The organism is Brevundimonas sp. SPF441 (assembly GCF_009661015.1).
Lineage (GTDB): Bacteria > Pseudomonadota > Alphaproteobacteria > Caulobacterales > Caulobacteraceae > Brevundimonas > Brevundimonas vesicularis.
This window is the reverse complement of sequence record NZ_WJWX01000001.1, coordinates 280674-294565: the sequence shown is the minus strand read 5'-3', so window position 1 is coordinate 294565 and position 13892 is coordinate 280674. Positions and strand designations below refer to the sequence as shown.

General features: G+C 67.0%; 13 protein-coding genes. 10 read left to right on the top strand and 3 right to left on the bottom strand.

Annotated features, from left to right (window positions below):
- Positions 1–21: 21 nt before the first annotated feature.
- Entirely contained in the window at positions 22–618 is a 597-nt protein-coding gene (locus GGC30_RS01425; protein WP_153922156.1) for a hypothetical protein, read from the bottom strand.
- 184 nt (positions 619–802) lie between these two features.
- On the opposite strand from GGC30_RS01425, the gene GGC30_RS01420 reads away from it, so the two are divergent.
- Both GGC30_RS01420 and GGC30_RS01415 read left to right on the top strand, forming a co-directional pair.
- A complete protein-coding gene (locus GGC30_RS01420) occupies positions 803–1666 on the top strand; it encodes a 50S ribosomal protein L11 methyltransferase (RefSeq protein WP_153922153.1) in 864 nt (287 codons plus the stop codon).
- A gap of 9 nt (positions 1667–1675) precedes the next feature.
- Positions 1676–3481, top strand: a complete 1806-nt coding sequence (locus GGC30_RS01415; protein WP_153922150.1) for an aminopeptidase P family protein — start codon at positions 1676–1678, stop codon at positions 3479–3481.
- Here the strand turns inward: GGC30_RS01415 and GGC30_RS01410 are convergent.
- The gene (locus GGC30_RS01410; RefSeq protein ID WP_153922147.1) at positions 3478–5229 is read right to left on the bottom strand and encodes a patatin-like phospholipase family protein; all 1752 of its coding nucleotides are present in this window, start codon (positions 5227–5229) and stop codon (positions 3478–3480) included. The genes GGC30_RS01415 and GGC30_RS01410 overlap by 4 nt on opposite strands.
- A 751-nt stretch (positions 5230–5980) precedes the next feature.
- On the opposite strand from GGC30_RS01410, the gene serS reads away from it, so the two are divergent.
- From serS to GGC30_RS01370, 8 genes are all read left to right on the top strand, one after another.
- On the top strand, positions 5981–7408 hold the full coding sequence (serS, locus tag GGC30_RS01405; protein ID WP_153922144.1) for a serine--tRNA ligase: 1428 nt from the start codon (positions 5981–5983) through the stop codon (positions 7406–7408).
- Positions 7408–8202 (top strand): 5'/3'-nucleotidase SurE, encoded by a 795-nt coding sequence (gene surE / locus GGC30_RS01400; RefSeq protein WP_066624621.1) that lies wholly within the window; start codon positions 7408–7410, stop codon positions 8200–8202. Before serS ends, surE begins: the two co-directional genes overlap by 1 nt.
- A complete protein-coding gene (locus GGC30_RS01395) occupies positions 8199–8843 on the top strand; it encodes a protein-L-isoaspartate(D-aspartate) O-methyltransferase (protein WP_153922141.1) in 645 nt (214 codons plus the stop codon). The genes surE and GGC30_RS01395 overlap by 4 nt, the downstream gene beginning before the upstream one ends.
- Before the next feature lie 159 nt (positions 8844–9002).
- A complete protein-coding gene (locus GGC30_RS01390; protein WP_153922321.1) occupies positions 9003–10082 on the top strand; it encodes a peptidoglycan DD-metalloendopeptidase family protein in 1080 nt (359 codons plus the stop codon).
- 103 nt (positions 10083–10185) lie between these two features.
- Positions 10186–10497, top strand: coding sequence for a preprotein translocase subunit YajC (yajC, locus tag GGC30_RS01385; protein ID WP_017504795.1), 312 nt, complete (start codon positions 10186–10188; stop codon positions 10495–10497).
- A 36-nt stretch (positions 10498–10533) separates the two neighbouring features.
- Positions 10534–12126, top strand: coding sequence for a protein translocase subunit SecD (gene secD / locus GGC30_RS01380; protein WP_055804957.1), 1593 nt, complete (start codon positions 10534–10536; stop codon positions 12124–12126).
- Positions 12126–13115 (top strand): protein translocase subunit SecF, encoded by a 990-nt coding sequence (gene secF / locus GGC30_RS01375; RefSeq protein ID WP_153922138.1) that lies wholly within the window; start codon positions 12126–12128, stop codon positions 13113–13115. The genes secD and secF overlap by 1 nt, the downstream gene beginning before the upstream one ends.
- 87 nt (positions 13116–13202) lie before the next feature.
- On the top strand, positions 13203–13490 hold the full coding sequence (locus tag GGC30_RS01370) for a hypothetical protein (protein WP_153922135.1): 288 nt from the start codon (positions 13203–13205) through the stop codon (positions 13488–13490).
- Positions 13491–13508: 18 nt separating this feature from the next.
- On the opposite strand, the gene GGC30_RS16725 is transcribed toward GGC30_RS01370, so the two are convergent.
- Complete coding sequence (locus GGC30_RS16725) at positions 13509–13892, bottom strand: DUF805 domain-containing protein (protein WP_153922132.1); 384 nt, start codon at positions 13890–13892, stop codon at positions 13509–13511.

Below are 13892 nucleotides of genomic sequence, written 5' to 3'. Positions count from 1 at the left end.
TGGATCAGAGAAAAAGTGCGATCAGCGCTTGCCGAAGATCATGTCGCCCAACTTGGCGAAGAAGCCCTTTTCCTCGGGCTTGGCGGCGGGAGCCGGCACCGGCGCCGGCTTGGGGGCTTCGACCGGCTTGGGAGCCGGAGCCGGCGTAGGCGCGGACGCCGCAGCGGGTGCAGGGGTGGCGGCAGGCTTGGGCGCGGTGACGGGGTCCGCAGGCTTGGGCGCCGCTGCGGCCGGCTTGGCGACAGGCGCAGCCTTCGGGGCGGCGGCGGGTTTCGAAGCGGCGGCTTTGGGCGCCGCAGGTTTGGTCGCTGCGGGCTTCGCCGCAGTCGTCTTAGGCGCAGCCGCTTTCGGAGCAGCGGCCTTCACTGCCGCCTTGGCGGCGGCGGGTTTGGGTGCAGCAGCCTTGGGCGCTGCTTTCGGAGCAGCCTTGGCGGCAGGGGTGGTTTTCGGCTTGGCTGCGGCCTTGGCGGCGACGGGCTTGGCGGCGGCCTTGGGGGCCGCGGTTTTGGGCGCCGCAGCCTTGGGCGCGACAGCCTTCGCGGCGGCGGCCTTCGGCGCAGCGGTTGCCGGCTTGGCAGCGGCCTTGGGCGCTGCGGTTTTCTCGGCGGCGGTCTTCACAGCGCTCGACTTCGGCGCGGCTTTAGGCTTGGAAGCGGCGGTCGCCGGCTTTGGCGACGCTGGTTTAGACGTAGACGGTGACTTGGCCATGTATTCCCCGACCCCTCGGTTTGATAAAAACGCGGTGGCGACGGGCGTTCAGCACCGGATCGCTACGATTCGCCATATTACCGGTGTTTGAAAAATGTCCGAGTCCGCACTTCAGATAATCGCCCGTGGCCCTCGCGCCGCCGCAGAGGCCGCCGCAGAGGCCGTCGACGCCGATCCGCGACTGGAAGGCGCGACCTATTCGATCCTGGAAGAGGACGAGGACAACGACGTCTGGCGCATCGACGCTTTTCCCACGACCGATGACGAGGTCGAGGGGCTGAAGGCGGTGCTGGCGGGCTATCCGGTGAGGGTGCTGGTCGAGAAGCTGGCGGACGCCGACTGGCTGGCTATGTCGCTGTCGGGCCTGCCGCCCGTCGAGGCCGGACGGTTCTTCGTCTATGGCGCGCACGATCAGGGCAAGGTGCCCGACGGCCGCGTCACGCTGAAGATCGACGCCGGCGCCGCCTTCGGCACGGGCCACCATGGCACGACGGTCGGCTGCCTAGAGGCGTTCGACAAGCTGCTGGAGACCGAAAGCTTCGAGAAGGTGCTTGACGTGGGTTGCGGCACGGGCGTGCTGGCGATCGCGGCGGCCAAGACCGGCACGCCCATCGCGGTCGGCACCGACATCGACGAGCCCTCGGCCCGGATCGCCAATGAGAACGCCGAGATCAACGAGGCCAAGTGCGACTTCTATTTCGCCGATGGTCTCAGCGATCCGCGCATCGCGCAGCACCAGCCCTATGACCTGGTGTTCGCCAACATTCTGGCCGCGCCGCTGGTGCATCTGGCGCCCGAGATCGGGGCGGCGCTGAAGAGCGGCGGGGTCGCGATCCTGTCGGGCCTGCTGCGCACGCAGGAGGAGCGGGTGCTGGAGGCCTATCTGCCGCTGGGCTTCACGGTCGAACAGACCATCCATCACGACGCCTGGAGCGCCCTGCAACTGCGCAAGGGCTGAGGATCGATCATGCGCCAGACTTTCGACGAGACGACCGACCCGTCCTTCGGGGCCAAACACCTGCCGCTGCTGCGCGCCGAAATGGCGAAGCAGGGGCTGGACGGGTTTCTGATCCCGCATGAGGACGAGCATCAGAACGAATATCTGCCGGACGCCAATGAGCGGCTGGCCTGGGCGACCGGTTTCACCGGCTCGGCCGGGGCGGCGGTAGTGTTCCAAGATCGGGCCAGCATGTTCACCGACGGTCGTTACACCGTTCAGGTGAAGGCCCAGACCGATCCGGCCCTGTTCGAGCGGCGCGACCTCAACGACGTGGCGGCCTATCTGGAGACGGCGGCGAAGGGGGCGGTGATCGGATACGATCCACGTCTGCACAGCCCGGATGCCCTGGTCGCCCTGAAGACTGCGGCGCAGAAGGCGGGGGCTGAGTTGCGCGCCGTCGACGCCAATCCGTTGGATCTGGCCTGGGGCGCCGATCGTCCGGCCCAGCCGACGGCGCCGGTCGTGCCGCATGAGGACGTCCATTCCGGCGAGAGTCATGCGTCCAAGCGGGCGCGAATCGGCAAGGCCGTGGCGGACGCCGGCGCAGACGCGGTGGTGCTGACGGCGCCGATGTCGATCGCCTGGCTGTTCAATGTGCGCGGCGGGGACGTGATCCGTTCGCCTCTGCCGATCGGTCAGGCCATTCTGGCGGCGGACGGACAGGCGCGGCTGTTCCTGGACCCGGCCAAGGTCACGAATGCGCTGCCGGGCTGGCTGGGCGACGATGTCCGCATTGAGGCGACCGAGCAGCTGCCGGCTGCGCTGGACGGGTTGTCGGGCCAGAAGGTCATGATCGATCCATCGCTGTCCTCGGCCTGGTATTTCGACCGGCTGGACGCGGCGGGCGCGACGGTGGTGCGGGCGATGGATCCCTGCGCCATCCCCCGCGCAGCCAAGAATGCGGTGGAGATCGAGGGCAGCCGTCAGGCGCACATTCGCGACGGGGCGGCGCTGAGCCGGTTCCTGCACTGGGTCGATACGGTGGTGCAGGAGACCCTGCCCGACGAGCGCGAGGTGGTCGAGGCGCTGGAGCGATTCCGCGAGGAGACCGGGGCGCTGAAGGACTTGAGTTTCGACACCATCGCCGGCGCCGGGCCGAACGGGGCCTTGCCGCATTACAAGCCGGTGGGCGCCAGCATTCGCAAGGTCGAGAAGGGCTCGCTGCTGCTGGTGGACGGCGGCGGCCAATATCTGGACGGCACGACCGATGTGACCCGCACCATGGCGGTGGGGGAGCCGAGCGAAGATCAGCGCCACAAGTTCACCCTGGTGCTGAAGGCGCATATCGCCATGGCGACGATCCGTTTCCCGGTGGGGACCAGCGGCATGGCGCTGGACGCCATTGCAAGGGCGCCGATGTGGGCGGCGGGGCTGGATTACGATCACGGAACCGGCCACGGCGTCGGCAGCTATCTGGGGGTCCACGAGGGGCCGCAGCGGATCGCGAAATGGGGCACGTCCCAGCCGCTGCTGGAAGGGATGATCCTGTCCAACGAGCCCGGCTATTACCGTGAAAGCCACTGGGGCATCCGTATCGAGACCCTGCAGGTCGTGACGCCCGCTGAGGTTCCCGAGGGCGGCGAGCGGCCGATGCACGGGTTCGAACAGCTGACGTTCGCACCGATCGACCGCAAGCTGATCGCGGTCGAGATGCTGACGCCGGACGAGCGAGCCTATGTCGACGCCTATCACGCCGAAACGCTGGCCAAGGTCGGGCCGTTGATGGATGGCGAGGCGCTGGATTGGCTGAAGCGGGCCTGCGCACCCCTCTAAGGGGCAGGTGAGGGCGCCGGGGGCGCGCTGGGGCAGTGGCGCATCTGGGTGACGGGGCAGGCAAGGTCGGCGAGCGCCGCCTTTGTCGCCTCGTAGCCGATGGCGACGGGGCCGTCGTAGGTCTTCCAGTCGCGAATATCGCTGCCGGCGACCTGGGGCAGGATCAGGACGTCGGCGTCGGCGCGCGACTGCGTCATCTCGACGTCGGTGGTGATGGTGGCCGAGCGCATCAGGATCGAGACGATGGGCGGGCCGGCCTTCCAGGCTCCGGACAGGACCCATTTCCACCAGGACGGCGGATTCTCCAGCGCCTGGGGATCGACGCCGCGCGTCTGGGACATGTCGACGCCGATGATGGGGCCGCTGTTCAGCTGGCGCATGACGCTGGTGGGGAAGTTCTTCAGCACGGCGCCGTCCACCAGCACCTGACCGTCCATGACGACCGGCGGCAGGACGCCGGGAATGGCGATGGAGGCGCGCATGGCCCGCCGCATCAGGCCCGTGCGATGCGCCTCGATCCGGCCCGAGGTCAGGTTCGAGGAGACGGCGAAGAAGGGCAGGGCCAGGTCCGCCAGGTCGATGTCGCCGTAAGCCTGTTCCAGCAGACGGGCGACCTTGCGGGCGCGGGACATGGCGATGATCGGCACCGCGAGGTCCGACAGCGGATCGGACTCGACGAAGGCGCGCCGGATCTCGAAATCCAGCCGTTCGAAGGACCAGCCCAGGGCCGGGCCGGCGGCGACGACCGCGCCCATGGAGGCGCCGCCCGCGAAGTCGATGGGGACCTTGCCCTCTTCCAGCGCCCGGATCGCGCCGATGTGGCAATAGGCCCGCGCGCCGCCGCCGGACAGGACCAGTCCGACCGCCGTGCCGGTGACGACGCGGGCGATCCGCTCGGCGTCCTTGGCCAGTCCCTCGACGCAGTGGAACCAGCGGTCAGGCTGTAGCGCATCCAGCCACACGCGCGTGTTGGCCGGGTGATGCATGCGCGGATCGCGCAGCAGGATCAGGTCGGTCAGGCGGCGGCCGTCGCCGAAGCCCTGACGGCGCGGCACGGCGGACGGCGGCGCCAGAAGGCCGCTGCCGACGATGAACATCCGGTCCACCTGACGCGCGCACAGGCTGGCCCAGGCGGGCTGATCCTGTTCGGCGACATAGAGGACATAGTCGTGGTCGCCCTCCACCCGGCTGAACCATTCGGACGCCGAGGCCAGGGCCGACTGGTCGATGACCTGACAGGTGAAGCCCATGGCCTGGATGGCGGCGGCGATGCGTTCGACGAAGGCGCGGATGGGCCGGGGACGGGCCGAGACGAAGCCGAAGACGCTGGGCTCGGATGCGCCGGCGGTGCGTTCGCGGGCGCGGTGGATCATCAGCCGCGACAGCTCGACCATCAGGTCCGGTTCGGTGCGGGCGGCCTCGAAGAAGGCTTCGCGCGGCAGGGCCAGGATCTCGCTGTCCCGCAGGGCGACGACGGTGGCGGTGTGCGGCGTGCCGGCCAGCATGGCCATCTCGCCCACCGGCTCCCCCGCCTTGACCACGCCCAGCATGTGCGGCGGCTGATCCGCCTCCATCCGAAACACGCCCAGTCGGCCGGAGCGAACCAGATACAGGGTGTCGGCCGGATCGCCCTCGGTGAACAGCGGCTCGCCGCCGGTCAGCGCGAACCAGCTGGCCCGGTCGACCATGCGACCTTCGAAGATGCGCGCGAGCGAGGTCGCCAGCGTGTCGGGGCGAAGCGTAGCCATGATCCGTTTGTAGGCGCGATTCTCAAGCGGGTGAATTGGGATGTTTGGACGTGCGACGGCGCCTTCGCGCAATCGCAGCGAAGTTGGTGGAGGGCTGGGCGGAGCGCCGGGCCTTCGCCCGGAGTTCTGTGGTTTGAGTTACCGTTTCGACGAAGGGTATGACGCTCCGCGCGGTTGGTTGGCCTGCAAGCTCGGGGCGCCGAGCGGTGGCGGTCTTATCGCCTAACCCCATAAGCCTGCGACGGGTCGGCGGTCCCTGCGAGGACCGTCCCGAGTGCGGCCGAGTATCCCCCTCGACCCTCCGACGGCGCTCCATGAGTCGCTGTCGGCGCGATAGAGTTTCACCATCGCCCCCGTTCCCTCCGCTCTCGCCGCCGCAAGGTCGCAGGCCTTACGAGCCCTCCATGCGACGAGACGGGTGCATTATGGCGCTGTTTGACCCCGTGGACGGGAAAAGGCGCACATAAATCGGCAAGCGGTTGAAATCGCTGCGAGTGGACCAGCGGCATTGCGATGGCTGAGCATCGTCTCCTCCCCATATCATGGGGAGGTGGCTCGGAGCGCAGCGGAGAGATGCACGGGCTCTTCAGCGCATCCCGGCGCTTAAGCGGCGTCTAGAACCCCTCCACCGCTTCGCGGTCCCCCTCCCCACAAGTGGGGAGGAGACGATGGTGCGAGCTTCTCGCGTTGCCCGATTCTGCGTGGGCGGGTAGAGCGTTCGGCTTCTCCCGCCCAGCCGAAGTTTCAGACCATGCACGACATCAGAGCCATTCGCGAGAACCCCCAGGTTTACGTGGCGGGCTGGTCGTCGCGCGGAGTGGATGAGGCCGACGGGCTGGTGGCGGACATCCTGCGGCTGGACGGCGAACTGCGTCACGCCCAGACGACGGGTCAGGACGCCCTGGCCAAGCGCAATGCGGCCTCCAAGCTGATCGGCGCCGCCATGGGGCGCAAGGACATGGCAGAGGCGGATCGCCTCAAGGCCGAGGTCGAGGCGCTGAAGGGCGATATCGCGGCGGCGGCCGAGGTCGAGGCGCGCGTCGGCAAGGAACTGCGCGACCTGCTGGCGGCGCAGAAGAACCTGGCGGCCGAGGATGTGCCGGACGGCGAGGACGAGGCGGGTAATGTCGAGGTCTCGACCTGGGGCGAGCCGCGTCGCACCGGTCCGGCCAAGGACCACGCCGACCTGGGCGAGGCCCTGGGGATGCTGGACTTCGAGGCGGCGGCGAAGATGTCGGGCGCCCGGTTCGCGGTGCTGAAGGGCCAGCTGGCGCGGCTGGAACGGGCCGTGGGCCAGTTCATGCTGGATATGCAGACGGACCAGCACGGCTATCTGGAAGTGAACCCGCCCTATCTGGTGCGGGACGAGGCGATGTTCGGGACTGGACAGTTGCCGAAGTTTGAAAACGACTTGTTTTTTGCAAGCAGTTTGGTGGGGTGGAGCGCGAGCTCTGAAAGGTCAGCCTTGGTGGATGGTGCATATATCAAGCCCACCACCAAAGTATCTCCGAACTGGGAAAACGACACAGTCACCATACAAAGCGACGAGGTGACGCCAACAGAGCGGTTACGCTGGCTCATCCCCACCGCCGAAGTCTCCCTGACCAATCTCGCGCGCGAGACCATCCTGTCTGAGGACGACCTCGCCACGCCGATGCGGATGACGGCGTTGACGCCGTGCTTCAGGGCCGAGGCGGGGTCGGCGGGACGTGATACGCGCGGGCTGATCCGCCAGCACCAGTTCAGTAAGGTCGAGATGGTGTCCATCGCACGGCCGGAGGACAGCGACGCCGAGCATGAACGGATGACGCAGTGCGCCGAGGCCGTGCTGAAGGCGCTGGAGCTGCCGTTCCGGCGGATGCTGCTGTGCAAGGGCGACATGGGCTTTTCGGCCCAGAAGACCTTCGACCTGGAGGTCTGGCTGCCCAGCCAGGGAACCTATCGCGAGATCAGCAGCTGTTCGAACTGCGGAGACTTCCAGGCGCGGCGCATGGACGCGCGGTTCAAGCGCGCCGGCGAGAAGAAGACCGAGTTCGTCCATACGCTGAACGGCTCGGGGCTGGCGGTCGGCCGGACGCTGGTGGCGATCATGGAAAACTATCAGCAGGACGACGGGCGGATCGCCGTGCCGGCGGTGTTGCAGCCCTATATGGGCGGTCTGCAGGTCGTGGGCGGCTGATGCGTATTCTTCTGACCAACGACGACGGCATCGAGGCCGAAGGTCTGGAATGCCTCGAGCGGATCGCGCGCACGCTGAGCGACGACGTGTGGGTGTGCGCGCCCGCCGTCGAACAGTCGGGCAAGGGGCGGGGGATCACCCTGACCGAGCCGCTGCGGGTGCTGAACCTGGGCGAGAAGCGGTTCGCGGTGACGGGCACGCCGACCGACTGTGTCGTGCTGGCGGTCAATGACCTGATGCCGGAGAAGCCCGATCTGGTGCTGTCGGGCGTCAATCGCGGGCACAATATCGGCGAAGACGTCAGCTATTCCGGCACGGTGGCGGGTGCCTTGCAGGGGATGGCGTTCGGCATCCGCTCCATCGCCCTGAGCCAGAGCCTGGAGCGGTTTCACGACGAGGTGGTTGCGCACTGGGAGACGGCTGAGGCCTTCGCGCCTGCGATCATCAGTCGCCTGCTGGACCAGAAATGGGCGAATGGCGTGGTGATGAACCTGAACTTCCCCAACCGGCCGCCCGAAGCGGTCGATCAGGTCGAGGTGACGACCCAGGGCTTCCGCAATGTCGGCGAGATGCACGCGGTGCGGCGCACGGACCTGCGCGGACGGGACTATTACTGGATGAGCTTCCGGGGTGAAAAGCAGGAGCATGCCGAGGGCACGGACCTGCGGGCCATCGAGGAGGGGCGAATCTCGGTCACGCCGTTGCATATCGACCTGACGCACATGACCAGCGTGAATGACCTGAAAAAGGTGCTGGGCGGGGCGCCGCCGAAGAGCGTGGCGACCGCCGCATGAATCTGCACGACGACCGGGCCGGGCGGCTGATCCTGTCGCTGCGGCAGCAGGGGGTCACGGATCCGCGCGTGCTGAAGGCGATGGAGAGCATCGACCGCGCGGTCTTCGTGCACGAGAAGTTCCTGGATCAGGCGTGGGAGGATCAGGCCCTGCCGATCGACTGCGCCCAGACGATCAGCCAGCCCTATATCGTCGGACTGATGTCCCAGGCGCTGGAGGTGCAGGCGCGTCACCGGGTGTTGGAGATTGGCACCGGCAGCGGGTATCAGTGCGCGGTGCTGAGCCGGCTGGCGCGCTATGTCTATTCGGTGGAGCGGTATCGCAGTCTGCTGGTCGAGGCCGAAGCGCGACTGCGGGTGCTGAAGATCGAGAACGTCATCACCAAGCACGGCGACGGCGGCCTGGGCTGGGCCGAACAGGCGCCGTTCGACCGGATCATGGTCACGGCCGCGTCGCCGACCGAGCCAACCGAACTGCTGAAACAACTGAAGCCGAACGGGGTGCTGGTCGCGCCTGTGGGACGCACGTCGGTGCAGATGCTGCATCGCTACGTCGGGCAAGGCGACGGGTCGTTCCACCGCGAAAGTCTGACGGAAGTGCGTTTCGTGCCCCTGGTCGAGGGGACGGCAAAGGAGGGATAGGCTCCTTTTTGCTGGCTATCGCTCGCGACCGGGTTGCTCGCTGTTTGAGCCGTTAACCTTCGCGCCCCAATTCCGTGCGGTTTGCGGGGTTGGCTTATGGGGCGCGAGCGGGCACACCGGGCGGGCGAGTTTAACCACGAATGGGAGCAGCCGGTGGCGATGATTTCGGGCTGGATGAGAGCGGTTCTGGTCGCGGGGGCGGCGTTGAGCACGGCGGCCTGCATCAGCTATCCTTCGGAGCCGCGCTATTCGACGCATGCGAACCCGGCGCCAGCCTATGGTCCGGGGCAGGGCGCCTATCCGCAGCAGCCGACCTATCCGAACGCCGGCCAGAATTCGAACCAGCCCTATCGTCCCGCCCCCTATGAATCGCCGCCGCCCGCGACGGCGCCGATCGGTCAGGTCGACGGCGGGGCCTTGCCGCCGACGGTCAATGTCGGTCCGAGCCAACCGACCTATCAGCCGCCGGCGTCGCAGCCGCCCGCCTATACGCCGCCGTCCTATCCGTCGTCCTCGGCCCCGGTGCGTCCGGGCGCGGCCTATGTGATCCAACCGGGCGACACGATCTCGGGCGTGGGACGCCGCTTCCAGACGCCGGTTCAGACGCTGATCGATCTGAACGGACTGGGGCCGCGCGGGGCGATCACGACCGGCCAGCGAATCATACTGCCTGAAGCGGCGGTGGATACCGGCCGCGATCCTTACGCGACCGGCGCCTCGCCCGTCGGCGTGCTGGTGCCCAACAACGGCGCCGTGCCGCCGCCCCCGCCGCCGCCCTCGGGCAATGCGGCGCTTCCGGTCCAGACGCGGCCTGTCGAACAGACTAACGCCGCCGGCGCCGCTGCCGGTCAGCCGAACCTGCTGTGGCCCGTGCGCGGCGACATCGTGCGGCGGTTCGGCCCGGTCGGCATGGGCGAGCGCAACAACGGCATCAACATCGGCGCCTCGGCCGGCGCGACGGTCAGCGCCTCTGCGGCCGGGCGCGTGGCCTATGTCGGCAGCGATCTGGTGGGGCAGGGGCTGACGGTGCTGATCGTGCACGCCAACGGTTGGCGCACCGTCTATGGCCATCTGGGTTCGGCGACGGTCAAGGACGGGGACGACGTTCGCGCCGGCCAGCAGATCGGCACCGTGGGTCTGACGGCCGGCGACGGACGCCCCTCGATCCACTTCGAGACCCGTCAGATGCGCGGCGACGATCCGGTCGCCGTCGATCCTTTGACAGTGTTGCCCAGGTAGCGCTTTCGCCGCGTTGCAATCTGCGAGGCGCGGCCCTAGGTTCCGCGCCTCGTTTTAATGGGGGCTCCGACGAGGGCTACCCTTCTATGTTCGGAGACGACCCATGGGCGCTGAAGGCGGCTTGACGGCGCAGTTGATCGGGTTTGCGCCCATCATCGGTATTTTCATCCTGTTCTACTTCCTGCTGATCCGTCCGCAGCAGAAGCGCGCTAAGGAGCACGCGACCGCCATCGCCGCCGTCAAGCGTGGCGACACCGTCGTCCTGGGCAGCGGCATGATCGGCAAGGTCACCCGCGTCGAAGAGGCCGAGGTCAACGTCGAGATCGCGCCCAGCGTCAATGTGCGCGTGGTCAAGGCCATGATCGCCGAGGTGCGCAACCGCACCGCCATCGCCGCCAACGATTCCAAGGCCTGATACGCTCGCGTATCCGCCGATACCTGGACCGCCCTCATGATTCAGCTGTCGCGCTGGAAAGTCATTCTCGTCGTCGTCGCGGCCGTTCTCGGCTGTCTGCTGGCGTTCCCGAACCTGTTGTCGGATCAGCAACGCGAGGCGCTGCCCGGCTTCATGCCCAAGAACAAGCTGAACCTGGGGCTGGACCTTCAGGGCGGTTCGTATCTACTGCTGGAAGTCGATGTGCCGGCGATGCGCGAAAAGCGCGTCACCAACCTGATCGAAGACGTTCGGGTCACGCTGAACGGTGCGGGCGTCGCCACCAACGGCTTCCAGCGTGAAGCCGGCGGCGTGGTCGTCACCCTGGCCAATCCGGCCCAGGGCGATGCCGCGTTCAAGGCGCTGCAACAGCTGGGCGGTCAGGTCGGACCGGGCGGCCAGGCCGAACGCACCGCCACGCGCCTGGGCGACAACCGCATCCGCTTCGCCTATACCGACGCCGCGCTGAACGGCATGGGCGCGACGGCCGTGGACCAGTCGATCGAGGTGGTGCGCCGCCGGATCGACAGCCTGGGTACGCGCGAACCCTCCATCACCCGCCAGGGCGCCGATCGGATCGTGGTCCAGGCGCCGGGCGAGAGCGATCCGAGCAAGCTGGAAGAAGTCATCGGCCAGACGGCGCAGCTGACCTTCCAGATGGTCGATGTCGAGAATTCGGTTCAGGACGCCCTGGCCGGCCGTGTGCCGCCCGATTCCGAACTGCTGCAAGGCGAGGACGGCACGCCCTATCTGGTCAAGAAGCGCGTGCTGGTGTCGGGTGAGAACCTGACCCGCGCCGGCGTCGGTTCGGACCAGAGCGGCCGCCCGGCCATCGACTTCCGCTTCGACGGCGCCGGCGCGCGGCGCTTCGGCGAGGCCACCGCCGCCAATCTGCAGAAGCCCTTCGCCATCATCCTGGACGGCAAGGTCATTTCGGCCCCGACGATCCAGAGCGCGATCACCTCGGGCTCGGGTCAGATCACAGGCAACTTCTCGATCCAAGAAGCGGCGACGCTGGTGAACCTGCTGAACGGGGGCGCCCTGCCGGCGCCGCTGAACGTCGAGGAGCGCCGCACCGTGACGGCCGAACTGGGCGCGGACGCGGTCGCCGCCGGCGCCCTGTCGACCGCCGTCGGCTTCGCCATCATCGTGCTGTTCATGATCCTGGCCTATGGCCTGCTGTTCGGCGGCGTTTCGGTGGTCGGCCTGGTGCTGAACGGCGTGCTGATCGTGGCGGCCATGTCGTTGACCCAGGCGACGCTGACCTTGCCAGGCATCGCCGGTCTGATCCTGACCTTCGCGGTCGCGGTGGACGCCAACGTGCTGATCTATGAGCGTATGCGTGACGAGGCCCGGGCGGGCCGCAGCGTCATCGCCTCTATGGACGCCGGCTTCAACAAGGCCATGGGCACCATCATCGACGCCAACCTGACCACCCTGGTCGCGGCGGGCATCATGTTCGTGTTCGGCGAAGGCCCTGTTCGCGGGTTCGCCTGGACCCTGACCATCGGTGTGTTCACCTCGGTCTTCTCGTCGGTCCTGGTCGCCCAGGTCCTGCTCGGCTACTGGCTCAAGACGGCCAAGCCCAAAAAACTGCCGATCGCGGAGTGATGGCGATGCGTGGATGGCCCCTCATCAAACTGCTGCCGCAGAAGACGAACTTCCACTTCGTCAAATATGCGCGGTTCGCCGGCGTTCTGTCGGTGATCCTGTGCGTCGCGGCGATCGTGTCTTGCTTCTATCCCGGCCTGAACATGGGCATCGACTTCCGGGGCGGCGCCTCGATGGAAGTGTCCAAGCCGGCGGGTCAGACGATCGAGCTGGATCGGGTCCGCGAGGCCGTGAATGGCCTGAACCTAGGCGACGTCCAGGTTCAGGGCATCGCGCGCCGCGACACCAATGTCGATGACGGCTCGACCGCCATTCTTCGCTTCCAGGTGCCGGAAGGCCGCGATCAGACCCAGGTCGTCAACCAGGTCGAGGGCGCTATCAGCGGCGCAGTCGGTCAGGTCAACTATTCGGGCGTCAGCGTCGTCGGCTCCAAGGTGTCGGGCGAACTGTTCACCTCGGGCCTATTGGCTCTGGGCGTCGCGATCGGCCTGATGTTCCTCTACATCTGGTTCCGGTTCGAACCGCAGTTCGGGTTCGGCGCCGTGGTCGGTCTGCTGCACGACGTGATCCTGACGTTCGGGCTGATCGTGCTGTTCAAGCTGGAGTTCAGCCTGAACATGGTCGCCGCCGTCCTGACCGTCATCGGATATTCGATGAACGACACCGTCGTCGTGTTCGACCGTCTTCGCGAGAACCTGCGCAAGTACAAGACCATGCCGCTGCGCGACGTGATCGACCTGTCGCTGAACGAGACCCTGTCGCGGACCATCATCACCGGCGTGACCGCCGTCATGGTGCTGGCGGCTCTGGCCATCTTCGGCGGCGAGGCCCTGTTCGGCTTCTCCATCGCTCTGATGTTCGGCATCATCATCGGCACCTATTCGTCGATCTATGTCGGCGCGCCGATCATCCTTCTGTGGGGCGTCAAGCGCGGCACCCTGGCTGACGACGCCAAGCCTGTGAAGCTGGGCATGGCCAGCCGGCCATAGGTCGAGCGCCATCGTCGAAAGTTGGGCCGTCCCGGCATCGCCGGGGCGGCCCTTTTCCTTGGACGGCGTCCGTGCAAGGCTGAGCCTATGAAAGCGCTCGTCGACACCGCCGCCGCCCTTGCCCTGACCGGTGCCCTGACCGGCGGACTGTCCGCCTGCACCGACAGCAAACGAGCGCGCAACGACGCCACCTGGGGCGACAAGCCGGCGGACATCACCTGCTGGACCTATGGAGTGGAGAACTTCAAGGGACGCTCGACCGGCAAGGTCGAATATGACGACGGCGGCCGGATCTCGTTCGTCGACGCGTCGAACAACCGCTACACGACCATCGATGGCGATTGCCGGGTCGTCTATACGCAGCCGGTCAAATAGAGCGGGGCGGCTGCGGCCTCAATCGATGCCGCGCCAAGCAGACCGCAGTTCCTTGGTCGGGGAAAACCAGAGCGCAATAATCAGCAACTGGCCTATCCCCGGAATCAAGACCGCGAGAGCTAGCCAAGGCCAGAACCCAGCATCCCGCAATCGTCGCGTGGTCAGGGCGATCAGAAGCCAAATGCAGAAGCCGCCGATTAGAAGGATTTCGGGAACGCCCGGTATTCCAAGTAAGGGGCCTTCGTATTTTCGATTACCCAGCGAAGTCAGAATGAGATAAAAAAATCCGGCTGGGAACACGACGAGGTGGACCAGGCATGTCCACCAGAAATACGGCCCTATCCTTGTCCTGCCGAGGGGGCTTAGGAAGTGCGGGCCCGAATTATGTTTTTTCGGGCCCAC

Coding starts and splice junctions, on each gene's coding strand:
- GGC30_RS01420 (WP_153922153.1), top strand. CDS start 803: ATGTCCGAGTCCGCACTTCAGATAATCGCCCGTGGCCCTCGCGCCGCC.
- serS (WP_153922144.1), top strand. CDS start 5,981: ATGCACGACATCAGAGCCATTCGCGAGAACCCCCAGGTTTACGTGGCG.
- GGC30_RS01370 (WP_153922135.1), top strand. CDS start 13,203: ATGAAAGCGCTCGTCGACACCGCCGCCGCCCTTGCCCTGACCGGTGCC.
- secD (WP_055804957.1), top strand. CDS start 10,534: ATGATTCAGCTGTCGCGCTGGAAAGTCATTCTCGTCGTCGTCGCGGCC.
- GGC30_RS01410 (WP_153922147.1), bottom strand. CDS start 5,229: ATGGCTACGCTTCGCCCCGACACGCTGGCGACCTCGCTCGCGCGCATC.
- secF (WP_153922138.1), top strand. CDS start 12,126: ATGGCGATGCGTGGATGGCCCCTCATCAAACTGCTGCCGCAGAAGACG.
- surE (WP_066624621.1), top strand. CDS start 7,408: ATGCGTATTCTTCTGACCAACGACGACGGCATCGAGGCCGAAGGTCTG.
- GGC30_RS01415 (WP_153922150.1), top strand. CDS start 1,676: ATGCGCCAGACTTTCGACGAGACGACCGACCCGTCCTTCGGGGCCAAA.
- GGC30_RS01390 (WP_153922321.1), top strand. CDS start 9,003: ATGATTTCGGGCTGGATGAGAGCGGTTCTGGTCGCGGGGGCGGCGTTG.
- yajC (WP_017504795.1), top strand. CDS start 10,186: ATGGGCGCTGAAGGCGGCTTGACGGCGCAGTTGATCGGGTTTGCGCCC.
- GGC30_RS01395 (WP_153922141.1), top strand. CDS start 8,199: ATGAATCTGCACGACGACCGGGCCGGGCGGCTGATCCTGTCGCTGCGG.